Source organism: Stenotrophomonas maltophilia group sp. msm1 (assembly GCF_032025805.1).
Classification (GTDB): Bacteria; Pseudomonadota; Gammaproteobacteria; order Xanthomonadales; family Xanthomonadaceae; genus Stenotrophomonas; species Stenotrophomonas hibiscicola.
Window position 1 is genome coordinate 453,988 of sequence record NZ_JAVSKH010000001.1, and the last position, 22,832, is coordinate 476,819.

General features: G+C 68.7%; 10 protein-coding genes and 12 pseudogenes. 10 read left to right on the plus strand and 12 right to left on the minus strand.

Going from position 1 to position 22,832, the window contains the following annotated elements; genetic code table 11:
- Positions 1–104 precede the first annotated feature (104 nt).
- From ROV95_RS02045 to ROV95_RS02070, 6 genes and pseudogenes are all read left to right on the plus strand, one after another.
- A pseudogene (locus ROV95_RS02045) lies at positions 105–792 on the plus strand (RDD family protein).
- A pseudogene (locus ROV95_RS02050) lies at positions 789–1,782 on the plus strand (stage II sporulation protein M). The pseudogenes ROV95_RS02045 and ROV95_RS02050 overlap by 4 nt, the downstream one beginning before the upstream one ends.
- A pseudogene (locus tag ROV95_RS02055) lies at positions 1,772–3,395 on the plus strand (DUF4129 domain-containing protein). The pseudogenes ROV95_RS02050 and ROV95_RS02055 overlap by 11 nt, the downstream one beginning before the upstream one ends.
- Entirely contained in the window at positions 3,392–4,576 is a 1,185-nt protein-coding gene (locus ROV95_RS02060) for a DUF4350 domain-containing protein (protein WP_312542614.1), read from the plus strand. The pseudogene ROV95_RS02055 and the gene ROV95_RS02060 overlap by 4 nt, the downstream one beginning before the upstream one ends.
- The gene (locus ROV95_RS02065) at positions 4,573–5,559 is read left to right on the plus strand and encodes a MoxR family ATPase (RefSeq protein WP_014648782.1); all 987 of its coding nucleotides are present in this window, start codon (positions 4,573–4,575) and stop codon (positions 5,557–5,559) included. Before ROV95_RS02060 ends, ROV95_RS02065 begins: the two co-directional genes overlap by 4 nt.
- Positions 5,556–6,852: pseudogene (locus ROV95_RS02070) on the plus strand (DUF58 domain-containing protein). The gene ROV95_RS02065 and the pseudogene ROV95_RS02070 overlap by 4 nt, the downstream one beginning before the upstream one ends.
- A gap of 85 nt (positions 6,853–6,937) precedes the next feature.
- Here ROV95_RS02070 and ROV95_RS02075 read toward each other — a convergent pair.
- The 3 genes and pseudogenes from ROV95_RS02075 to ROV95_RS02085 all read right to left on the minus strand — a co-directional run bounded on the left by ROV95_RS02075 (position 6,938) and on the right by ROV95_RS02085 (position 9,340).
- Positions 6,938–7,207, minus strand: a complete 270-nt coding sequence (locus ROV95_RS02075; protein ID WP_312542616.1) for a hypothetical protein — start codon at positions 7,205–7,207, stop codon at positions 6,938–6,940.
- A gap of 376 nt (positions 7,208–7,583) precedes the next feature.
- Positions 7,584–8,760 (minus strand): annotated as a pseudogene (locus tag ROV95_RS02080) (glutathionylspermidine synthase family protein).
- Between the two features lie 7 nt (positions 8,761–8,767).
- On the minus strand, positions 8,768–9,340 hold the full coding sequence (locus tag ROV95_RS02085) for a DUF1190 domain-containing protein (protein WP_005420172.1): 573 nt from the start codon (positions 9,338–9,340) through the stop codon (positions 8,768–8,770).
- Positions 9,341–9,788: 448 nt separating this feature from the next.
- Here ROV95_RS02085 and ilvD point away from each other — a divergent pair.
- Both ilvD and ROV95_RS02095 read left to right on the plus strand, forming a co-directional pair.
- A pseudogene (gene ilvD / locus ROV95_RS02090) lies at positions 9,789–11,624 on the plus strand (dihydroxy-acid dehydratase).
- 142 nt (positions 11,625–11,766) lie between these two features.
- Positions 11,767–12,321: a hypothetical protein gene (locus ROV95_RS02095; RefSeq protein WP_312542619.1), complete on the plus strand. Its 555-nt coding sequence runs from the start codon at positions 11,767–11,769 to the stop codon at positions 12,319–12,321.
- Positions 12,322–12,436: 115 nt separating this feature from the next.
- Here ROV95_RS02095 and dinG read toward each other — a convergent pair.
- The 3 genes and pseudogenes from dinG to aroE all read right to left on the minus strand — a co-directional run bounded on the left by dinG (position 12,437) and on the right by aroE (position 15,888).
- Positions 12,437–14,506, minus strand: a pseudogene (gene dinG, locus ROV95_RS02100) (ATP-dependent DNA helicase DinG).
- 180 nt (positions 14,507–14,686) lie between these two features.
- Positions 14,687–15,040, minus strand: a complete 354-nt coding sequence (locus ROV95_RS02105; RefSeq protein WP_134730918.1) for a hypothetical protein — start codon at positions 15,038–15,040, stop codon at positions 14,687–14,689.
- Complete coding sequence (gene aroE / locus ROV95_RS02110; RefSeq protein ID WP_312542626.1) at positions 15,016–15,888, minus strand: shikimate dehydrogenase; 873 nt, start codon at positions 15,886–15,888, stop codon at positions 15,016–15,018. The genes ROV95_RS02105 and aroE overlap by 25 nt, the downstream gene beginning before the upstream one ends.
- Positions 15,889–15,936: 48 nt before the next feature.
- Here aroE and ROV95_RS02115 point away from each other — a divergent pair.
- A pseudogene (locus ROV95_RS02115) lies at positions 15,937–16,808 on the plus strand (hypothetical protein).
- Between the two features lie 148 nt (positions 16,809–16,956).
- Here ROV95_RS02115 and ROV95_RS02120 read toward each other — a convergent pair.
- The 4 genes and pseudogenes from ROV95_RS02120 to ROV95_RS02135 all read right to left on the minus strand — a co-directional run bounded on the left by ROV95_RS02120 (position 16,957) and on the right by ROV95_RS02135 (position 19,554).
- Positions 16,957–17,205: an SHOCT domain-containing protein gene (locus tag ROV95_RS02120; protein WP_312542628.1), complete on the minus strand. Its 249-nt coding sequence runs from the start codon at positions 17,203–17,205 to the stop codon at positions 16,957–16,959.
- Between the two features lie 50 nt (positions 17,206–17,255).
- Positions 17,256–18,233, minus strand: a complete 978-nt coding sequence (gene hemB, locus ROV95_RS02125; RefSeq protein WP_312543795.1) for a porphobilinogen synthase — start codon at positions 18,231–18,233, stop codon at positions 17,256–17,258.
- Positions 18,234–18,263: 30 nt separating this feature from the next.
- Positions 18,264–19,185, minus strand: a pseudogene (locus tag ROV95_RS02130) (bestrophin family ion channel).
- Positions 19,186–19,306: 121 nt separating this feature from the next.
- Positions 19,307–19,554 (minus strand): annotated as a pseudogene (locus ROV95_RS02135) (hypothetical protein).
- 212 nt (positions 19,555–19,766) lie between these two features.
- Here ROV95_RS02135 and ROV95_RS02140 point away from each other — a divergent pair.
- Positions 19,767–20,194, plus strand: a pseudogene (locus tag ROV95_RS02140) (hypothetical protein).
- An 84-nt stretch (positions 20,195–20,278) separates the two neighbouring features.
- Here the strand turns inward: ROV95_RS02140 and ROV95_RS02145 are convergent.
- Both ROV95_RS02145 and ROV95_RS02150 read right to left on the minus strand, forming a co-directional pair.
- Positions 20,279–22,079 (minus strand): annotated as a pseudogene (locus ROV95_RS02145) (DUF885 domain-containing protein).
- A 236-nt stretch (positions 22,080–22,315) separates the two neighbouring features.
- Positions 22,316–22,831, minus strand: coding sequence for a cytochrome c oxidase assembly factor Coa1 family protein (locus ROV95_RS02150; RefSeq protein ID WP_019661666.1), 516 nt, complete (start codon positions 22,829–22,831; stop codon positions 22,316–22,318).
- Between the last annotated feature and the right edge of the window lies 1 nt (position 22,832).

A 22,832-nucleotide genomic window follows, 5' to 3' on the forward strand; every position in this document is an offset into this window, starting at 1 on the left:
CGGCTCTGCTAAAGTCTGGGCCGACCAGGACCTGTCGAGACCCCCATGCCTGTGGCTGCCTGCCGGAGAGGACTCCGGCGCCCACAACGAAGGCCATCACGCTGATGGCCGCACCGATGCTCGATACCTACCGCGAGGTGGTAACGCCGGAGGGTGTGCCGCTGCAGTTGCCTGCAGCCGGCCCGGTACCGAGGGCGATGGCCTGGCTGGTCGATCTCGGCGTGCGCATCGCGGCACTGGTGCTGATGTCGATCCCGCTGGCACTGCTGGACCAGTTCGGTTCCGGCCTCTACCTGGTGCTGATGTTCCTGGTCTACTGGGCCTACCCGATCGTCTGCGAAGCAGTGGGGACGCACCCTGGGCAAGCGTGCGCTGGGGCTGCGTGTGCTGTCCCGCGATGGCGCGCCGGCAGGCTGGATGGCGGCGATCACCCGCAACCTGCTGCGCACGGTGGACATGCTGCCCTTCGGCTATGCGCTGGGCCTGATCAGCAGCCTGTTCGATCCGCATGGCCGCCGTCTGGGCGACCTGGTGGCAGGCACTGTGGTGGTGCATGCACCCGCGCTGTACCTGCCACCGCCGCCGACCATCGGCAGCGTGCTGGCCCCGCCGCAGCCCCTGCGACCAGAGGAACAGGCCGCGCTGATGGCCTTCGCCGAGCGCGCGCCACGCTTGTCGGCGGCGCGCCAGCAGGAGCTGGCCGGTATTGCCGAGCCACTGACCGGCACCCACGGCCAGGTCGGCGTGTTGCGCCTGTATGCGATGGCCAACTGGCTGCTGGGGCGGCGATGAAACAGGAGCAGTTCGTCGCCCGCTACCAGCAGGAATGGCAGGATCTGGAGCAGTGGCTGCTGCTGCGTGCCGGCGCCTCACGCCGCACGCGCCGCAAGGCCAGCGGCCTGGCACTGGACGACACTACCTTCCCGCAGCGCTACCGGCGGCTGTGCCAGCAGCTGGCGCTGGCCCGCGAGCGCGGCTACAGCCCGCAGCTGGTGCAACGCCTGCAACAGCTGATGCAGCAGGGCAGCGTGCTGTGCTGTACCGCACGCCGCCAACGCGCTGGCGGCGTGCCCTGGAGTTCCTGGTGGCCGATTTTCCGCTGCTGGTGCGCAGCCAGGCGCGCAGCATGTGGGCGGCGCTGGCGATGTTCGCGCTGCCGGCGGTGGCCTGCTTCGTGCTGGTGCAGGTCTATCCGGACCTGATCCACATGCTGATGGACAACCGCCAGATCGCCGAGATGGAGCGCATGTACGATCCCGCCGCCGAGCGCCTGGGGCGTGACAGCGGCACCGACTGGATGATGTTCGGCCACTACATCCTGAACAACATCAGCATCGCCCTGCGCGCCTTCGCCAGCGGGCTGCTGGCCGGGCTGGGCACGCTGCTGGTGCTGCTGTTCAACGGCGTGATCATCGGTTCAGTGGCAGGCCACCTGCAGCACATCGGCCATGGCAACCCGTTCTGGCGCTTCGTGGTCGGCCACGGTGCCTTCGAGCTGACTGCGATCGTGATCGCCGGCGGCGCCGGCCTGCAGCGGGCATGAAGCTGCTGGCGCCGGGCCGGCGCAGCCGCCTGGATGCACTGGTCGACGGCGGCCGCATCGGCGCGCGGCTGTGCCTCGGCGTCGCCTTCATGCTGTTGGTGGCCGCCTTCATCGAAGCCTTCTGGTCATCGATCGCCGAAGTACCTGCATGGGGCAAGTTCAGCGTGGCCGGTGTGTTGTGGGCCGGCGTGCTGCTGTGGCTGTGGCGCGGCGGACGTGGAGCTGGCCATGCGCATTGACCACCTGGACGTGGCGCTGCGTGCCCGCAGTGGCTGGGAAGCGATGGAGCTGGGCACCGCGCTGTCCCGCCGTCACGCGCGCGCGCTGTGGGGCAGCTGGCTGCTGGCCAGTGCACCGCTGTTCGTGGTCTTCAACGCGCTGGGCTGGTGGCTGGATGCCTTCGGCTGGGCCTGGCTGGCGATGTGGTGGTGCAAACCGCTGTTCGAACGTGCGCCGCTGTATGTGCTGTCGCGCGGCATCTTCGGTGAACCAGTCGGCACGCCTGGCCGCGCTGCGTGCGCAACGTCACTGGGGCAACAGCGGCTTCTGGGGCTACCTGGGCTGGCGCCGCTTCAGCGTGCTGCGCAGCCTGTGCCTGCCGGTGAACCTGCTGGAAGGCAACACACCAGACCAGCGCGGCCCACGCCGCCGTGCGGTGGCCGCCGGGGCTGCAGGCGCGGCACTGGTGCTGACCGTGAGCTGCATGGCCTTCGAAGTGGTACTGGTATCCGGCGCGATCGGCGCGGTGTTCATGTTCATGCCACTGGAGCTGATGTCCGAATCATGGCGCGCCGCATGGGACATGATCGGCCAGGACACACCCGCATGGGCACGGCTGGGCTTCAACCTGGCGTGCTGGCTGGCCTCGGTGCTGATCGGCCCGTTCTTCGTCGGTGCGGGCTTTGGCCTGTACTTGAACCGGCGCACGCAGATGGAAGCCTGGGATGTGGAGATCGCCCTGCGCCGCCTGCGCGAGCGGCTGCTGCCGGCGGCATCGACGCTGGCCCTGCTGCTGTGCCTGGCACTGCCGCTGGTCCCCGCACCGGTGCATGCGCAGGACACAGACGCCGAGCCCGAACGAACCATGGGCAAGCCCAACGACCGTGGCATCGACGCCGAGGAAAGCGACGGAGCACCGACCATCGACCCGGCCAACACCCCGGCAACGATCTTCGGCGGTACGCCGGTGGACACCGCCGGTTTCCGTCAGGCAGTGAACCGCGCCTATGAAGACCCGCTGCAGCGCCCGACCCGCCAGGTCACCCGCTGGAAGCCGATCGAACAGGCCGAGGAAGAGAAGAAGGAAGACAAGCAGCTGCAGCGTGACACCAACAGCAACGGTGAACGCAAAGCACGCAAGGACGGCATCGCCTGGCTGGCACGGCTGGCCGAATGGGGCCTGTGGGGGCTGCTCGGCGTCCTGCTGCTGGTGCTGCTGCTGACCGCACGGCTGTGGCTGCCGTGGCTGCGGGGCAGCGGCCGACGCAAGGCCGAGGCCGCCGCCGCCGGTGGTGGAGGAACAGGTGGAGTTGCCGGTGGTGCTGCCGCCGGACGTGGCCACCCAGCCGGCCTGCTCTGGGACCAGGGCCGGCCGCGGCAGGCGCTGGCCCTTCTGTACCGCGCCAGCGTGCGCACGGTGGGCGAGCGCAGCGGTATCGCGCTTCCACCCGGTGCCACCGAAGCGCAATGCCTGCGCGCGTCGCGGCGCATGCCCGAGGCCAGCGACCGTGACCTGTTCGCGCGCATCGTGCGCATGTGGCAGTACGCCGCCTACGGTGGCCGCCTGCCCAGCCGCGCCGATTTCGATGCGATGGCCGATGCCCTGCGCCAGCAGTACGGGTGGCAGGCATGAGTCCGCGCCTGTTCTGGTCGCTGCTGCTCGGTGCATTGGTGCTGCTCGGCGTACCGCTGGCGATCCTCTACCTGCGCACGCACGAGCGGGTAACCGAGACCATCCGGCTGCCGCCACGGGGCGAGGCGGCCTACAACCCGCTGTACGTGCTCGGCCAGGCCCTGCGCGCTGATGGCATCGCCGTGCACTCGCGGCCGCGGCTGGACCTGGACCTGCAGATGGCGCTGGGTCCGCACGACACGGTGGTGGTGCTGCAGGACAGCAGCGAACTGCCGGCGCCCGTTGCCAGCGCGCTGCTGGACTGGGTCGACCGTGGCGGCCACCTGCTTGTACGTACACCGCCGCCGGTCGAGGACGATGCCGGCAGCACGCAGGGCCCCCTGCTGGACCGGCTGGGCGTGGACAGCCTGTTCCAGCGCAGCGATTGCCAGCCGTTCCATGTCGACGACGATCCTGGCCACGTTGAATTCTGTGCTGGCCGCCGCTTCACCCTGGGTTTTGCCGCCAATGCGCAGGCCGAACGCCGCTGGGGCGGTGACCGTGACCTGGTGTTCGCGCGCCTGCGCCATGGCCAGGGCAAAGTGAGCGTGCTGGCGGACATGGAGTTCCTGCGCGGTGATATCGACTCGCCTGCCGCGCGCCTGGCCGCGGCTGCCGGCGGTGCCAGCGATGGCCTGCACGACAAGGCTCACCGCGACCTGACCCGCTATCTGCTCGATCCGAACTACGGCAAGGGTGCGGTCTGGCTGATCTATGCCAGCCGTCCACCGTCGCTGTGGTCGCGCATGTTCTACCAGGGCTGGCCGCTGTGGGCGCCGCTGCTGGCCCTGCTGGGCTGGTTGTGGGCCCGCTCGCAACGCTTCGGCAGCCTGCTGCCGTCACCGGTACTGGAACGCCGTTCGCTGCTGGAACACGTGCACGCCAGTGGTGAATTGCTGCTGCGTTTCGGCCACGGTACGCGCCTGTACGAGGCCGTTCTCGCCCTGTTCCTGCACCGCCTGCGCCTGCGCGCACCGGTGGCTGCCGCACTGGATGGTGCGCCACGCGAACAGGCCATCGCCGAACTGCTGAAGTGGCCGCAAGGCCGTGTTGCCGCCGCACTGACGCCACCTCTGCCGCACGATTCCTCCGCCCTGCGCGAGCGTATCCGCTTGCTGCTCCAGATGAGATCCCTGCTATGACCGAAGTCCCCGAGCTGCCGGCGGCCGCCAACGCCCGCCTGATCGAACGCGTCGATGCCATCCGCACCGCCGTTGGACACGCCTTCATCGGCCAGGCCGATGTACTGGACCAGATCCTGGTGGCGCTGCTGGCCGGTGGCCACGTGCTGATCGAGGGCGTGCCCGGGCTGGGCAAGACCCTGCTGGTGCGTGCACTGGCACAGGCCCTGGAGCTGGACTACGGGCGCGTGCAGTTCACCCCCGACCTGATGCCCAGCGACGTCAGTGGCCACGCGGTGTACGACCCGAAGAGCGAGAGCTTCAAGATCCGCCGCGGCCCGGTGTTCACCAACCTGCTGCTGGCCGACGAGATCAACCGTGCCCCGGCCAAGACCCAGTCGGCCCTGCTGGAAGTAATGCAGGAAGGCCAGGTGACCATTGAGGGCAAGGCCTTCACCCTGGCGCCGCCCTTCATGGCGCTGGCCACGCAGAACCCGCTGGAGCAGGAAGGCACCTACCCGCTGCCGGAAGCACAGCTGGACCGCTTCCTGCTGAAGGTGCTGATCGACTACCCCCAGCTGGAGGACGAGAAGCGCATGGTGACCGCGATCACCAGCGGCCGCGCTGCCAGCGATTTCGACCTGAGCCAGGTGCCGCGTGTGCTCGGTGCCGGCGAGCTGCTGGAACTGCAGCGTGCCACTGCGGCGATCACCGTCGATGACGAGGTGATCGACTACGCGGTGCGCATCGTCGCCGCCACCCGGCAGTGGCCTGGCATCGCCGTCGGCGCCGGTCCGCGCGGCAGCATCGCGCTGGTGCGTGCCTCGCGCGCACAGGCGGTGCTGGCCGGCCGCGACTTCGTCACGCCGGACGACGTGCGCGACATCGCCCGCCCGGCGCTGCGGCACCGCATCGCGCTGGCCCCGGAACTGCAGATTGAAGGCCAGGACGCCGACGATGTGCTGGGTGCACTGCTGGCCAAGGTGGAAGCGCCGCGCCGATGAGGCCGGCTCCGCTGCTGCTGCTGGCGCTGCTGCTGGCCGGGCCGCTCTGGGCGGGCTGGTGCTGGGCGGATGGCTGCCGCGCTGGAGCTGGGCACTGGCGGCCGTGGCCATCGCGTTGCCCGCCCTGTGGGACCTGTGGCGGCAGTGGCGGCGTCCGTCGCCGCAGGTGCAGCGCGAGCTGCCCGAAGCGCTGGCACTGGGCGTGCGCCGCGAGGCGGCGTTGCGTGTGCAGGCCGAGCAATCGATGACGGTGCAGGTGTTCGACCTGGTGCCCGGCGGCTGGCCGCTGGAAGCGCTGCCGCAGCGCGTGAGCCTGCAGGCCGGTACGGCGTCCACCCTGCACTACCACCTGCAGCCGCTGCAGCGTGGGCACTTCCGCTTCGAGGGGTGCACCTGCGCATGCGCTCGCCGTGGCGCCTGTGGTGGCAGCAACGCACGCTGCCGCCGGCGCTGGAGGTGCGGGTCTATCCGAACTTCGTGCCGCTCACCCGCTTCGCATTGTTCAGTGCCGACCAGGCCTCGCGGCTGGTCGGTGCGCACGTGAAGCGCCGCCGTGGCGAAGGCACCGACTTCCACCAGATGCGCGAGTACCGCATCGGCGACAGCCTGCGCCAGCTGGACTGGAAGGCCACCGCACGTGCGCGCAAGCTGATCTCGCGCGAGTACCAGGACGAGAAACCAGCAGTTGCTGCTGATGCTCGACAGTGGCCGACGCATGCTGGCCAGCGAAGGCGGGCTCTCGCACTTCGACCATGCCTTGAATGCCTCGCTGGTGGTGGCCTACCTGGCGCTGCGCCAGGGCGATGCCGCCGGCCTGTACGCTGCCGGGGGCGAACGCCGCTGGGTAGCACCACAGCGCGGCATGGGCACGGTCGAGCACCTGCTGCGCGCCAGCTACGACCTGCAGCCGCGCGCGGTGGCCACCGACTACCTGGCTGCGGCCACCGAAGTATCGCTGCGCCAGCGCCGGCGTGCGCTGGTGATGCTGGTCAGCAATGTGCGCGACGAGGACATCGAAGACCTGCTGGCGGCGGTGCGCCTGCTGCAGCGGCGCCACCTGGTATGCGTGGCCAGCCTGCGCGAGCGCGAGCTGGACGGCGCGCTGGAGGGTGACGTGCAGACCCTGGAGACGCCACCCAGGCCGGTGCCGCCGCGCTGTACCTGCAGCAGCGCTCGAAGGCGCACGAGGCACTGCGCAGCGAGAAGGTGATGGTGCTGGACGTGACCGCCGACGCCCTGCCCGGCGCGCTGGTGGAGCGCTACCTGGCGGTGAAGCGCGAAGGGTTGCTCTGAGCCGAGCGTAGGCTCGGCTCTACACGAATCGGGTTGCCTGTAGCACCGAGCCCTTGCTCGGCTGTCGGCCAGCGGCCGGCACTACCTACCCCTGCAGCAAGCGCCGCTGCAACCGCTCCACCGCACGCTGCAGCAGCACCCGGTTGCGGGCCAGCTTCATCCACTGCGGCAGGCGCGAGAACATGGATCGGTGATGGCCGCGGCTTTCGCGCAACGTCGCGCCCGCGTATTCGTGCAGTGCCTGCAGATGTTCGGCGTTATAGGCCCAGAGCAGGCCCGCGCGGGTCGGTTCGACCAGGCGCAGCGGCAATCCGAAGTGCGGATCGGCAGGCTCGGCGTCACGCAACGGACGCACCGCGACCGAAACATCGGTACTGCGATCACATTGCGCACATCGAGCAGCGAAGCACGCCGGTGCAGGCACTCCCGCGGGAGCCCGGCGACGCACATGCAGCCACTGATACCCACAGAATCCACAAGGTTGGCGGCCCAGCATGTAGACCGCACCGACCCAGTCACCACTATCCAACGCAGAACTGCAGCCGGTGCAGCGGAAACGCGCGGTCCATCGATAGGGTTCCCAGCGGGCGATCACCCAACCGGGGGTGTCGCAGCGGTGGCAACGCACCGCGACGCGGGCCGCGAAGGCCTGCAGGCTGCGCCCGTCATCGAAATGCCGGCCCGGCGCGGGCGTGGCACGTCCATGCCGGCCAGGCAACGCCGCACCGTCATCAGACGTAGATCCGCGTCGGCGCCTCGTCGACGATCGCGTGCGGCACGAACCGCGCACTGTCGCGGGTGATCGCGCTGTCGTCCTCGCGGATGCCGATGCCGCAGGCGTGGTCACCCACCACCCAGCTGCCGATCAGCGGGTAGCCACCTTCGAAGCGGGTCAGCGGATGGGCGCGCTGGATGATCGCCGGGCCGTCATAGGGACCGTCGCTGCGCTGGGTGCTGCCATCGGCCAGGTGCATCTCGATGTTGGCACCTTCGCGCGAGAACAGCGGCTTGCGCACCCAGCCCGGGGCCAGCGTGCTGCCGTCATCGAAGTGCGCCTCCAGCAGGTTCGGATGGCCTACGTTGCGCTGCCACAGCAACGGCAGGATGCCCTTGTTGCTCAGCACCGCCTTCCAGGCCGGCTCCAGCAGCTGCACGCCCGAAGCGGGCAGCGCGCGGCCGAATTCCTCGGCCATCAGGTCTTCCAGCGGATACAGCTTGAACAGCGTGCCGATCACCGAATCATCCAGCGCGGTGAAGCGGCCATCCTCGGACAGGCCGATGTCCTCGATCGCGATGGCCTGGCCATGCAGGCCGGCCTGCGACGCGCAGTCGCGCAGGTACTCGACCGTGCCGCGGTCTTCTTCCGAGCTTCCCACCGCGCTGAAGTACAGCGGTGGCGGCAGCTGCGTGGCCAGTTCGCCGAAGCGCTCGACCAGCGCCTCATGGATCGCATTGAACTGGTCGGCATGCTGCGGCAGGCGGCCGGCGTTGCGCTGGTCTTCCAGCCACTGCCACTGGAAGAAGCTGGCCTCGAACAGCGAGGTCGGCGTATCGTAGTTCAGCTCGTACAGTTTGGCCGGGCCGGTGCCGTCGTAGGCCAGGTCCAGGCGGCCGTAAAGGTGCGGCTGGCGCTGGCGCCAGCTGTCGGCGATCCAATCGCGGTAATGCGACGGAATCGCCAGCTGGTCCATCAACCGCTCGCTGCCGATGACATCACCGACCAGGTCCAGCGCCATCTGGGCAGCTCGGCACTGGGGTCTTCGATGTCCTGTTCGATCTGGCGCAGGGTGAACGCGTAGTACGCGCTTTCATCCCAGTAGGGCTGGCCATCGATGGTATGGAAACGGAAACCCGCTTCCCCGCGCGTGCCCGCCACTGGGCACGCTCGGCAATCCGGATGCGCTGCATGGGTCGATCAGCCGCCGTAGCTGCCGCTGGTGCTGCGGCGTGCGCTGGTGTTGCCGAAGCCACCACGGCTGGCAGTGACCGCACGGTTCGGTTCGCTGGTGACCGGTGCCAGACCGGCCTTGCCGGCGCCGATGCCGCTGGCGGTGTTCAGGCCACCGGTGCCGCCCGGTGCCGGGCGCGCCCAGCCAGCGTTCTTGTCCTGGTATGCCGGTGCCGACGCCGGCGCCTGCGGGGCGAGGCCGCCGCGGTTGCTCAGCATCTGCGACATGAAGAAGCCCATCATCATCGGGCCGATGAACGAGGTGCCGGCCGAGGTGTGCTGCTGCACGCACTGCTCCGGCTTGTAATCCTTCTCGCAGGCTTCCTTGCTGGCGTACTTCGGCGCCGCATCGGCGGCCTGCTTCTGCGCTTCGGCAAAGGCATTGCGGCACGACGACGGATCACCGGTGGCCTCGGTGCAGGCCTCGACCGAGGTGTACAGGCCTTCCTGCACCTTCACCTCCGGCTCCTTCTGGCAGGCGGTGAACAGCAGCGGCGCAGCGCTCATCAGCAGCAGCGCGGTGGTGCGGGAACGTTTCATGGCCTCATGCCCTGTCGACGGATCAATGCCCCAATGATGCCAAATCCGGGCCAGCAACCGGAATCGGCAAAGTGCGAAAGATGAACGGAATTTCATTTTCGTCGTTCCCCATCATCCGCGCATGACGTGGATCCACCGGTGTCGACCAAGGTCGACACCTACCAACAGCCGCAGGAAACGTCGAAGGCGGGGTGGGTCCGGTGGCAGGGGTGTGAGCCGCATGGATGCGGCGACCAAGCCCCCATGGACGGGTTAAGGCGTCCCCTGCCACCGGACCCACCCCGCCATCCCACGGAGCGCCCGCCTTTGACGTTGACGTGGACGTTGCCTCTGCGGGTGCCGGGCGCAGCCCGGCCGGACCACCCGGTGGTTGCAGCAGCAACCGAAAAAAAAAATTGGCCATGATCGGCTGACCCCCACGTCGTACGGCACGCCCGTTCCGCCCGCCATGCCCGAATACCGTTCCCGCACTTCCACCGCCGGCCGCAACATGGCCGGCGCCCGCGCCCTGTGGCGTGCCACCGGCATGAAAGACGGCGACTTCCACAAGCCGATCATCGCCATCGCCAACTCCTTCACCCAGTTCGTGCCCGGCCACGTGCACCTGAAGGATCTTGGCCAGCTGGTCGCGCATGAGATCGAACAGGTCGGCGGTGTCGCCAAGGAATTCAACACCATCGCCGTGGACGACGGCATCGCGATGGGCCACGACGGCATGCTGTACTCGCTGCCCAGCCGCGAGATCATCGCCGACGCCGTGGAGTACATGGTCAACGCGCACTGCGCCGACGCGCTGGTGTGCATCAGCAACTGTGACAAGATCACCCTGGCATGCTGATGGCCGCGCTGCGCCTGAACATCCCGGTGGTGTTCGTCTCCGGCGGGCCGATGGAAGCGGGCAAGACCAGGCTGTCCGAGCACAAGCTGGACCTGGTCGACGCGATGGTGGTGGCCGCCGATGACAGCGCCTCCGACGAGAAGGTCGCGGCCTTTGAACGCAGCGCCTGCCCCACCTGCGGCTCCTGCTCGGGCATGTTCACCGCCAACTCGATGAACTGCCTGACCGAAGCGCTGGGCCTGTCGCTGCCCGGCAACGGCACTACGCTGGCCACCCATGCCGACCGCGAGGCGCTGTTCCGCCGCGCCGGCCGCCTGATCGTCGAGCTCTGCCATCGCTGGTACGGCGGCGAAGACCCGAGCGCGCTGCCGCGGGATCGCCACCCAGGCCGCGTTCGCCAACGCGATGACCCTGGACATCGCCATGGGCGGCTCCACCAACACCATCCTGCACCTGCTTGCCGCAGCGCAGGAAGCGGAGGTCGACTTCGACCTGACCCACATCGACGCGCTGTCGCGACGCGTCCCGCAGCTGTGCAAGGTGGCGCCGAACACACCGAAGTACCACATCGAGGACGTGCACCGCGCCGGCGGCGTGTTCGGCATCCTCGGTGAGCTGGATCGCGCCGGCCTGCTCGATGCCACGGTGCCAACCGTGCACAGCGCCAGCCTGGCCGACGCACTGGAACGCTGGGACGTGGTGCGCAGTGACAACGACACCCTGCACACCTTCTTCAAGGCCGGCCCAGCCGGCATTCCCACCCAGGAGGCCTTCAGCCAGGCCACGCGCTGGCCGACGCTGGACCTGGACCGCGCCGGGGGCTGCATCCGTTCGCTGCAACATGCGTATTCGCTGGAGGGCGGCCTCGCGGTGCTGCGCGGCAACCTGGCTGTCGATGGCTGCGTGGTGAAGACCGCCGGCGTGGACGAATCGATCCACGTGTTCGAAGGCCCCGCGCGCGTCTATGAAAGCCAGGACGCCGCCGTCGCCGGCATCCTCGCCGACGAGGTGCAGCCGGGCGAGGTGGTGGTGATCCGCTACGAAGGGCCGAAGGGCGGCCCGGGCATGCAGGAGATGCTGTACCCGACCAGCTACCTGAAATCGAAGGGACTGGGCAAGCAGTGTGCGCTGCTCACCGACGGCCGCTTCTCCGGCGGCACCTCGGGCCTGTCGATCGGCCACGTCTCGCCGGAAGCGGCCAGTGGCGGTGTCATCGGTCTGGTGGAGAACGGCGACCGCATCCGCATCGACATCCCGGCCCGCCGCATCGATCTGCTGCTGGACGAGGCCACCCTGGCCCAACGCCGCGCCGACGCCGATGCCCGCGGCTGGAAGCCGCGTGCGCCGCGCCCGCGCAAGGTCACCAGCGCCCTGAAGGCGTACGCCCTGCTCGCCACCAGTGCAGACAAGGGCGCCGTGCGTGCGCAACGCCGCCCTGCTGGGTGATTGACCGCCATACGGTAGTGCCGGCCGCTGGCCGGCACCTGCACCGTGACGGCCCACATCGATGAGGCTGCCGGCCAGCGGCCGGCACTACCCATCCTGATCCGTTATGGTGGTCCAGGAAGTCACCAACACGGAGGTTGCGATGATGTTGCTTTCCTTTGCGCTGGCCGCTGCCATGGGCACGTCGACAGAACCGCCAAAAGCACCCGACTGCCGCTACGACCGTGCAGCGATGCTGGCGATGGAACCGGATGCGTTCGATCAGGACCTGGAAGGTGGCTGGCGCACGCTGGCCGACCGCGGCTGCCACCGTGAAGCCGCTGATCTGCTCGCCGCCTATGCTGCGTTGCCCAAGGCTGCGGGCAACACCATGATTCTGTGGCATGAAGGCCAGATGCGTGCGGAGGCGGGCCAGTACCCGCAGGCGGTGGCGCTGATGCAGCGCACCTACAAGCCCACCGACACCGACCCCGGTTACTGGAACGCCTACGTGGACGGCACGATCGCCTTCCTGCGGCGGCGCGATCGCGGCGCTGGAGAACGCGCGAGCAAGGTTGATTGCGATTCCTGCGCCGGAGCAGATTGCCAGGGCGCTGAAGAATGGGCGTTATCATTTCACGACCGCCGGCGGGCAGAAGGTGGATGTGCCGTGGCCGCCCAACCTGGACGTGCTCGATGGTTTCCTGCGCTGCTTTGATCGCGACTACCACAATGCGATGGGCAACCAGGCCTGCCGGAATCCGCTGGGCGGTTGAACAGCAGAGTGCGTGGTGGGGTCAGAGCCTTTCCTGCGGAAGGGATCCGACCCCGTCTCAGCCGATCACGCGCTTGAACGGTGGCAGCGCGTCGATGATGCGCTTGCCGTAGCGGCGGGTCAGCAGCCGCGAATCGAGGATGATCACGCGGCCGGTGTCGGTGGAGGTGCGGATCAGGCGGCCGGCGAACTGGGTCAGCGTGCGCAGCGCGTGCGGAATGGCGATCAGGTTGAAGGCATTGAGCCCGCGCCCCTCGAACCATTCGCTGAGCGTGGCGGTCTGCGGGTCGGTCGGCACCGCGAACGGCACCTGGGTGATCACCACCGTGGTGCAGGCTTCACCGGGCAGGTCGAGGCCTTCGCCGAACGAGTTCAGGCCGAACAGCACCGAGCCTTCGCCTGCCTCAACACGCCGCAGGTGTTCCTCGATCAGGCGGGTCTTGGACATCTCGCCCTGTACCAGCACCTGCTTGCGGCGCGCGGCCGGCATCAGGCCGGCCACCTTCTCCATCTTCCAGCGCGAGGTGAACAGCACCATCGAACCCTTGGCCCAGTCCAGCTCGGTGTCCAGGTAGCGCGCCACTTCGCGGGGATGGCCTTCGCGATCGTCGGGGGTGACCGGAAACTTCGGCACGATCAGCTCGGCCTGGTTGGGCAGGTCGAACGGCGACGACAGCGAGACCATCTCGGCCTCTTCCGGAATGCCGTTGTCGATCGCCAGCGACTGGAAATCGCCACCGCCGGTCAGCGTCGCCGAGGTCATCACCACCGAGTCCACTTCATCCCACAGCAGCTTGCGCAGCACGTGCGCGGCCGACACCGGCGAGCCGTGCAGCACCAGGTCGCCGTCGCGGGTGGCGGTGACCCAGCGCGCCATCGGCGGCGCGCCGTCCTTGTCCTCGCGGCGCCAGGCCTGCCACAGGTTGTACTGCTGCTCGATCATTTCCAGCGCCATGCCCAGGTTGCGCTGCGCGCGCGGCGGCATCGTCCGGCTTGCCCTTGGCCACCTGCGCGGTGGCGGCATGCGCCCAGTTGTAGAGGCTGCGGGTATCGTCAGCCAGCGCCTCGATCGGCTCGCGCCAGGCGTCGGGCAGTCGCCCATTGGCCGCGCGCCACATCGGCTCTTCGTCCGCCGGCGCCGGCATCCACACGCGCTCGATATGATCGCGGAACGCGCGCAGCTGCTTGGCCACGTTGCTGGCCACTTCGATCGCTTCGTTCGGCAGCAGGTTGCCGAGGCGGTCCTTGTCGACCGCGCGGTAGGCACCGGCGATCAGGATCTGCAGGCGGCCGGTGCGCTTGGCCATTTCATCCAGCGCCAGGCTGGCCGCGCCCTGGTCGATCGCCACGTTGCCGATGTGATGGCCTTCGTCCAGCACCAGCAGCATGTCCGACGGCGGCGCAATCAACGGCTGGCCGTTGTCGCTGTCACCGATCGACAACGCCGACAGCAGCAGCGCGTGGTTGGTGACCACGATCTGCGCATCGCGCACGGTATTGCGCGAGCGCAGCACCGCGCACTGCGCCGAATACGCACAACGGCGCCCGGCGCAGCCCGAAGCCGGCGTGGTGATGCGGCTGCGCAGGCCGGGGCTGATGGTCTCCGGCGCATTGTCAATGTCGCCATCCCAGCTGCCGCTGGTGAAGGCGTCGGTCAGGCGCTTGGCGATGTCCATCTCGATCGGCGCCAGCGGCCGGTCGAACAGCGGCGCGTCATCCTCGAACATGCCGCCCTGCGAGCCCTCGCCCTGCGCCTCGGCGGCATTGCGCGTGCACAGGTAGGGGTACGGCCCTTGGCCAGCGCCACGGTCGCCTCCAGGCCGGTGGCCTTGAGGAAGTTGGGAATGTCGCGCTCGACCAGCTGCGACTGCAGCGCCACGGTGCCGGTGCTGATCACCAGCTTCTTCCTGGTGGCCAGCGCGATCGGCACGCCTGCGGTGAGGTAGCCCAGGCTCTTGCCGACGCCGGTGGGCGCCTCGACCACGCCGACGCCGCCACTTTTCGACAGCGCACGCGACACCACGCCGATCATCTGGCTCTGCGAGCGGCGGGTGGAGAAGCCGGGGGTATTGGCCTGCAGCGTGGTGTACGCCTTGCGGATCGCGTCCTTCAAGGCGTCATCGAGCATGCGCGGAGCGGCGACGGTTTCGGTCACGCCGGGAACTACCGTAGCTGGATCAGGCCGGTCATTGTCGCATGGCCGGCCACGACCGCCGCCGCTGCCTGCCTGAACAAGCCAGCGACGACACCCGGCGGCCGGATGAACACGCCGGACGCTGCTGGGGACAGACCAGGGCCGTCACCGGGGTCACTGCACCACGTTGCCACGCAGCCGCAGCAGGCGCACCAGCGCCCACACCAGCAGCACCACGCCGATGGCCTCAACCATTGCCAGCGCGAAGTGCAGCACGCCGAGGATGGTGCCGATGCCCGACACGGCGCCGAAGTTGCCGCTGCTGACCAGCCACATCGGCAGGATGCCCGCTGCCAGGCCGCCGAGACTGGACAGCAGCAACAGCAGCAGGCCGGCCAGGGCACCGGTGCGGGTGGCATCGCGCGGCGCGCCGACCACCCAGACCAGGCCGATGCACAGCGCGATCAGCACCGGCAGGCGCACGCCCACCATGCTCAGCACGGTCACCAGCAGGGTTGTGCCGTCCATCGATCAGTCCTCGCCGGCCAGCACGGCCGAGCCCTGCGCAGCGACTGGTAGACCTCATCGGTCTGCGGGCGCACGCCATGCCACTGCAGGAAGCTCTCGGCGGCCTGTTCGACCAGCATGCCCAGCCCATCCACGGTATTGCGGCAGTTCGACGCGCGTGCCCAGGCCAGGAAGGCGATGGCAGCCTCGCCGTAGTTGAGGTCGACGGCGGTGGTCATCGAGTTGACCAGCGACAGCGGCAGCTTGAACTCGACGTCGCGGTCGCGGCCGGCCGAGGTGGCATTGACGATCAGCTCGAAGTCACCCAGGTCACGCAGGTCTTCCCAGTAGCGGCTGATCGCGCGGCCCGGTTCGCCCATCGCGTCGATCAGTTCATCGGCGCGTTCCGGTGTGCGGTTGACCACCACCAGCTCGGTGATGCCGGCATCGAGCAGCGCCGGCGCGACGCTGCGCGCGGAACCGCCGGCGCCGATCAGCAGCACGCGGCGGCCACGCAGGTCCAGGCCATGGCGGTCGGTCAGGTCACGCACCAGGCCGATGCCATCGGTGGTATCGCCGTGCCAGCGGTCGCCCTTGCGCAGCAGCGTGTTGACCGAGCCGGCGCGGCGCGCGCGCGCGGTCAGGGTGGTGCACACCGAGAACGCGGCTTCCTTGTGCGGCGAGGTGACGTTGGCACCGACACCGCCTTCGGCGGCGAAGGCTTCCAGGCCGGCCAGGAACGCATCAGGGGCCAGGTCGATTGCACGGTAGTCGATGCTGATGCCTTCCTGGCGACCGAACGTCGCGTGGATCTTCGGCGACTTCGAGTGGGCAACGGGGTGTCCGAAGACGGCGTAACGGTCGGTCATGGAATCCTCAAGCTGGCTAGACTGATGCTCTTTCGTGCATGGACCCGGATGATGCGCATCACCCCGCCCCTGCTGGTGCTTGCCGCCAGTCTACTCTCTGCCCCCGTGGCGATGGCGTTGAACGAGTACGGCATCGAAGGCATGGGCGTGGTCTCCACCCGTGCCGACGAGGGCCGCGCCACGATCAGTCCCGATGGTCAGCGCATCGTCTTTGCCCGCCGCGGTGAGGCTGGCTGGGGCCTGTGGGAGGCGCGCGTGGTCGACGGCCGCTGGCAGCAGGCGCAGGCCCTGCCGGTAGGCGTGGCCGGTGAGGTCCGTATCCCTACTTCAGCCGTGACGGCCACTGGCTGCTGTTCGCGGCCGGCCGCGAGGGCAGGCTGGCGCTGTACCGCGCCGCACTCTCCGCCGATGGCCAGCTGGGCAAGGCGCAGCCTTTGGCGGGCGACGGTGACCGCCGCGAAGAGCGCGGACCAGCCCTGAGCGTGGATGGCAAGCGGCTGTTGTTCGCCCGCCAGCAGGGGCGTGGTGCCGGCTGGGACCTGCTCGTGGCGACGCTGGACGCGCAGGGCGTGCGTGGCCCGGCAACCGCACTGACCGCCTTGAACAGCGGCGACGACGAGACCGACGGCGACTGGCTGGGCAACGACGGCGCGGTGGTGTTCAGCCGCGGCAGCGGCACGACCGCACAGGTGTGGAGCAGCGGCTGCGCGTGGAGTGGCGCGGCCCTGCAGCCGTTGGGACTGTCGTTCAACCAGACCGGCGGCTGGACCGGCGCGCCGGTGATCGACAACGCCAAGCCGGGCGAGATGCTGGTGGCCAGCAGCGCGGCGAAGGCGCCGCGCGCCGGTGGCGTGGACGTGTACCGCTTGGCGGTGCCGAAGGTGGCGGCGGTGGCCGGGTGCGTGCCAGGCGCGCGGTAACGGCAGACGCCAACCAAGGTTGGCGACTACCAGGGCGATGGAGGTGCCAGGTGCGTGCGATAGATCCACGCGATGCGTAGATGATCGCGGGGTAGGTGCCGACCTTGGTCGGCACGCCAAGGTGCCAACCAAGGTTGGCACCCACCCGTCAGCGAGACAACACCTTGGCGCGCTGCTGCTCGTACTCCAGCTCACTCAGCTGGCCGTTGTCCTTGCGCTGGTTCAACGCGGCCAGCTCGGCCTGCACGCTGTCCGGCAGCGCCTGCTCACGGGCCACGTGGCGGGCAGCGGAGAGCTGTTCCGGCGGGCGCTTGCCGGCCCGCCAGGCGGCGATGAAGACACCGACGATGATGGCGCCGAACACCAGTGTTCCGGTGCCCCAGATCAGCCATTGCATCCATCCCAGTTCGGTGCCATCGCAGTCCTCCGTCTATCGTGTCGCTATTGTCAGCGCTCGCGCAGCCATCGCGCCACCTGCGGCGCGAAATAGGTCAGTACGCCGTCGGCGCCGGCCCGCTTGAAGCCCAGCAGCGACTCCAGCACGCAGGCGCGTTCGTCCAGCCAGCCGTTGGCGAAGGCGGCCTTCATCATCGCGTACTCGCCACTCACCTGATAGGCGAAGGTCGGCACACCGAATGTCTCCTTCACCCGGCGCACCAGGTCCAGGTACGGCATGCCCGGCTTGACCATCACCATGTCGGCGCCCTCTTCCAGGTCCAGCGCGATCTCGCGCAGGGCCTCGTCGCCGTTGGCCGGGTCCATCTGGTAGGTCTTCTTGTCGGCCTTGCCGAGGCTGGCCGCGCTACCCACCGCATCACGGAACGGGCCGTAGAACGCCGAGGCGTACTTGGCCGAGTAGGCCATGATGCGCACGTTGATGTGGTTGTCGGCATCCAGCGCACGGCGGATCGCGCCGATGCGGCCGTCCATCATGTCCGACGGCGAGACGATGTCGACCCCGGCTTCGGCGTGCGACACCGACTGCTTGACCAGCGCTTCCACGGTGATGTCGTTCAGCACGTAGCCCTTGTCATCGATGATGCCGTCCTGGCCGTGGGTGGTGTACGGGTCCAGCGCCACGTCGGTCATCACGCCCAGCTCCGGGAAGCGCGACTTCAGCGCGCGGATCGCACGCTGCGCCAGGCCGTCCTCGGCCCAGGCGGCCGATGCATCCAGCGACTTCAGCGACGGGTCGATCACCGGGAACAGGTCGATCACCGGAATGCCCAGCTCCAGCGCCTCTTCGGCAACCTTCAGCAGTTCTTCGATCGACAGCCGCTCCACGCCCGGCATCGACGGCACTGCGGTGCGGCCGGCCAGTTCGTGCACGAACACCGGGTAGATCAGGTCGTCGGTGGTCAGCGTGTTCTCGCGCATCAGGCGGCGCGAGAACTCGTCGTGGCGCATGCGGCGCGGGCGGTACAGCGGTGGGACATGGCAGGCTCCGAGGAGTGGCTATTGCAACAGGTAGCCCTGCGGCAGCAGGGGTTCGGGCAACGGGCGTTCGCCGAGCGCATCGAGCTGGTCGATCTCGATCGTGCGCACCAGCGCGTCCAGCGGCAGATCGTTCGGCTCAAGGCCGAAGGGGTCTTCCATTTCTTCGCCCAGCTGGTCCAGGCCGAAGAAGGCATAAGCCAGCACCGCCGACAGCACCGGCGTGCCCCAGCCCAGCGAACTAGCCAGGCCGAACGGCAGCAGCACGCAGAACATCCACGCGCAGCGGTGCAGCAGCAGGGTGTAGGCGAACGGCAGCGGCGTGGTGAGGATGCGCTCGCAGCCGGCCTGGATCGACGACATCGCGTGCAGGCGCTCTTCCAGCTGGGTGTAGAGGATCGGATCGAGCTCACCGCTGCGCAGCGCCTGGGCCAGTTCGGCGGCGATCATCGCCAGCAGCGCGTCGGGCACGTTCTCGCGCTGGCCCAGCTGTTCGCGCTGGCGCTTGTCCAGCCACGGCAGGGCCATCAGCGCCACGATGCGCCCACGCAGGCGCCCGGCCAGGGCGTGGGCGAACGCGGTGGTGACGTAGGCGATGCGGCGACGGCGGCCGGTGTCATCGGCCAGCAGCAGGTTCACCTGGCGGGCGGGCCAGCGAACGCGATTCGTAGACCAGCTGGCCCCACAGCTTGCGGCCTTCCCACCAGCGCTCGTAGCAGGCGCTGTTGCGGAAGCTGAGGAAGATCGACAGCACCAAGCCGAGCAGCGTGAACGGCGTGACCGACACGCGTTCGATGCCGGTCGGCGGCGCCAGTTCCACCACCGCAGCCACGGCGATGGACAGGATCAGGATGGCCAGCACCTTGGGCGCGATCGCTTTGACGATCGAACCGCGCAGGATGTACAGCAGTTGCCAGCCGTGGGGACGGGGTCGGATGATCATGGGGCAGCCGCGCCGGGCGCGGATTCACAGGCACGCGGGGGCTCGCGCAGCCATTCATTGTACGCCCCCGCCCGGCCATCGGCCGTGCGCCTGCGACGCCCTGTCGCACCCGGGCGCGGGCTCAGATGACGCCACCACCCAGGCCGAGGCGGAGGATGCCCACCACCACCACGATGCCGTTCAGGACCAGGCCGGCCCAGGCCCGGCCACGCTTGCTCGGGTGGGTGAACAGGATGCCCAGCGCGGCGATGACCGCGCCCACCGCAGCGAACGGGATAAGGAACCAGTTGCCCCAGCCGAGCAGTGGAATCAGCGCCAGATCATCCACAACAGCGCCAGTACGCCCCACAACAGACTGATCACGCCCATGCCACTCTCCCGCAGTTGGTTCCTGCCCCAACCATAGACGTTCCCGCTGCCGTCGCCTACTGCCGTTGGCGGGGCTGTCACCCCCGGCGTGCTAGCGTGCTGCCGTGCGTGCCCTGGCCCGGGTGTTGGCGCCGATTCAGAGTGGCCCGCCGATGATCGCAACCAGTCCTACAGGGGTCGTGCCATGAACATCCGTTGGGCCGCGTTCGGCCATCCTGCTGGTCGCCGCCGGCTGTGCCAGCACCTCCAAGGTGATGCTGGGCCGCGCCCGCGCACCCATCGATCCGGCACTGGTGCAGATCTATTCGACGCCTCCGGCCGGTTCCCGAGGAAATCGCCCAGCTGGAATCGGCGTCCGCCGTCGGCTTCGGCACACAGGGCCAGACCGATGCAGCTGTGGCACGCCTGAAGCGTGAGGCCGCCGCGCTCGGCGCCAATGGCGTGGTGCTGATGGGTGGGCAGCAGTGGCTCGCCGGTGGGCATGTCGGTGGGCGCCGGCACGTTCGGCTCGCACGTCGGTGGCGGCGTCGGCATCGGTATTCCGACCACGCAGAAGCGCGCCGCCGGCGTCGCGATCTGGGTGCCGAATCCGGCACCGCCGGCGCGATTGCCGACACAGGTGATTACCCCGCAGCGGTGAGGCGGCAGCGTCACCGCGGGTAGCGCCGGGCCATGCCCGGCGTCTCTCCCGCTGCGCTCGCCGGGCATGGCCCGGCGCTACCGATTATTTCTGCCGGTACTTCGGCACGAACACCTTGTTCACCGCATCAGCCAGCTGGTCCGGCGGCAGCAGGCCCTGGTCGAGCAGGAAGTTGTTGAACGCAAGGCGGTCGAACTTCGCACCCAGTGCCAGCTCGGTCTGCATGCGCAGTTCCAGGATGCGGGTGTAGCCGTAGAAGTAGCTGCCGGCCTGGCCCGGCATGCGCACCATGTAGCGGTCCAGTTCCTGGGTGGCCATTGCCTTGGACAGGCCGACCTGCTCCATCAGCACGCGCTCGCCGTTGGTGCGGTCGGTCAGGCCGAGGTTGAGCATCGGGTCCAGCATCGCGCGCGCGGCGCGCAGCAGGCGGAACTGCAGGGCGATCATCTGACCGTCCAGCGGTTCGTAGGGCACCATCTCGGCCTCGGCATACAGTGCCCAGCCTTCCACGTTCACCGAATTGAACGCGAACATGGTGCGTGCCAGCGACACGCCACGCTCGACCATCGCGGTGAACTGGAGCTCGTGGCCGGGGCGGCCTTCATGCGCGCTCAGCGTCCATGCTGCCGCACCGAAGTTGAAGTCGTCGTACTGCGCGCCCGGGCCCGCTGCCGGGTTGCCCAGCGGCAGCACGAAGGTGCCCTGCTGCCCGGTGTTGTTGACCAGCGGCGCCGGCAGGAAATGCGGCGCGGGACTGGCCGCGCTCGGCGGCCGAACCCAGGCGCATCTGCATGGCGCGCTGGGGCACGTCGACGATGGCATGCTCGCGGATCAGCGGATCGATCGCGTCGATCACCTTGCGGTAGTGGCCTTCCAGATGGTCGTCGGCGATCTTGTCGGCCTTCAGCGCGCGGATCACCGCCACCGGGTCGCTCGGGTCGGCCACCTTCAGGCCCTTGTCCTTCACCACCAGCGGCGCCAGCTGCTGCATCGCCGAGCGGGTTTCCATGAACTCCAGCTGCGCGCGCTGCATCAGCAGCTTCGGGTCGATGTCGATGCCGACCTGCTTGAGCTGGTAGGCGTAGCGGCGCGCCGGCAGGCGCGCATCGGTGCGTGCCTTCGGCAGCACGTCCTTGCGGGTCCAGGCGGCGTAGTCCTTCATCTGCCCGGCCAGGGCCTTCATTGCTTCATCGGTGCCGGCGATTTGGTACTTCTTCAGCAGCGACTCGATACCGGTGATGTAGGTCTCGACGTTGTCCAGCGACTGCTGCACTTCGATCCTGGTCGGCTGCAGCAGGCTGGTGTCCTTCAGGCGCTCTTCATAGCGCTGGCGGGCCAGCGTGGTGAAGGCGGTGCCGCCCGGCTGCAGGCCGGCATAGGCCTTGAGGCGGTCGATCGCCTTGGCCCGGCGCTCGGCCGGCACCTGGTCGGACAGCAGCAGGTTGAGGCCGCTGAACACGGTCTGCGGCGCATCACTCCACGGCAGCAGGTATTTCTCGTTGAGCTCGCTGCCTTCGATGTTCTGGCTGGCGGCGTGGATCATGATCTCCAGGTCCTGGCGGACGTTGGGATCCTTCTCGGTGGCCAGCTTTGCCTTGAGTTCATCGCGGGCTTTGGCCATCGCGGCGCGATAGCGCTTGCCGTTGTCCGGGCCAAGGTCTGCGACCTTGTCGTCGTAGCCGGGAACGCCGAAGAAGCCGGTTTCCTCCGGCTGGAACGGGCCTTGTGCATCAAGCAGGATCTGCGCCAGTGCATTGCTGCGGGCAACCCAGGCCGGGCTGGCCGGGGTAGCGGCCTTGGCGGCGGGTGCGGCCAACGCCGGTGGCGCAGACAGCAGCGGTGCGGCAGTCAGGGCCAGGGCAACGGCGAACGCAATCGGCTTCATGGTGCACTCCAGGACGGGGTTGCCCGCACCCTACGCGCTCACGGCGATGGCGACAATCGGCGGGAAGTCATGGCGGCTGGTTGTGCAGCCGGGGCTCCGCGGAAGCCTGCCGGCGTAGAGTCGACTGTCAGTCGACTATCGCGCGCAGCGCGGGGGTTTCGCTATCTGACCGAAGAGCAGTCGACTGACAGTCGACTCTACCCGGTCGACGTCCCGCAGTCGCCTGCCCGGGGAGGTCACAACGCGGCGGTCAGCGGGCATTCGCCGCGATCACGGCAGGCCTGCAGCTCGCACTCCTGCGCAGCCTCATCATCATCCAGCGCCGTCAGGTCGAAGGTCTGCTTGTCTTCGGCCAGCACGTACATCACCGGGTAGTCCCAGACATCGTCACGACGGATGCCCTGCACGAACAACCGCCCGCGTGCCTGCGGCCCTTCCAGCGCAACGGTCAGGCCAACGTCGCGCTGGCCGTTGATGGCGGTCTGCATGCTGCCCAGCGGCATCGATTCGATATGCAGCGGCTCGCCGAAGGCTTCCACCAGTTCGATGCTGCAGCCCGCGCGGCGCAACGCTTCGCGCATCGGTGGACTTTCGCGTGCCGCCTCGCTCCAGCGCAACAGGCTCCAGGTCACCACGCCGCCGGCGCCACCCAGCACCAGCACCACCGTCAGCGGCATCGCCCAGCGCCAGTGGCGGCGCCACCATCCGGTGGACGTCTGGCGATGGGCGGGAATCGGCGGTGGCAGGGTCATC

Coding starts and splice junctions, on each gene's coding strand:
- ROV95_RS02085 (WP_005420172.1), bottom strand. CDS start 9,340: ATGAAACGTTCCCGCACCACCGCGCTGCTGCTGATGAGCGCTGCGCCG.
- ROV95_RS02105 (WP_134730918.1), bottom strand. CDS start 15,040: ATGGACGGCACAACCCTGCTGGTGACCGTGCTGAGCATGGTGGGCGTG.
- aroE (WP_312542626.1), bottom strand. CDS start 15,888: ATGACCGACCGTTACGCCGTCTTCGGACACCCCGTTGCCCACTCGAAG.
- ROV95_RS02150 (WP_019661666.1), bottom strand. CDS start 22,831: ATGACCCTGCCACCGCCGATTCCCGCCCATCGCCAGACGTCCACCGGA.
- ROV95_RS02095 (WP_312542619.1), top strand. CDS start 11,767: ATGATGTTGCTTTCCTTTGCGCTGGCCGCTGCCATGGGCACGTCGACA.
- ROV95_RS02060 (WP_312542614.1), top strand. CDS start 3,392: ATGAGTCCGCGCCTGTTCTGGTCGCTGCTGCTCGGTGCATTGGTGCTG.
- ROV95_RS02065 (WP_014648782.1), top strand. CDS start 4,573: ATGACCGAAGTCCCCGAGCTGCCGGCGGCCGCCAACGCCCGCCTGATC.
- ROV95_RS02120 (WP_312542628.1), bottom strand. CDS start 17,205: ATGCAATGGCTGATCTGGGGCACCGGAACACTGGTGTTCGGCGCCATC.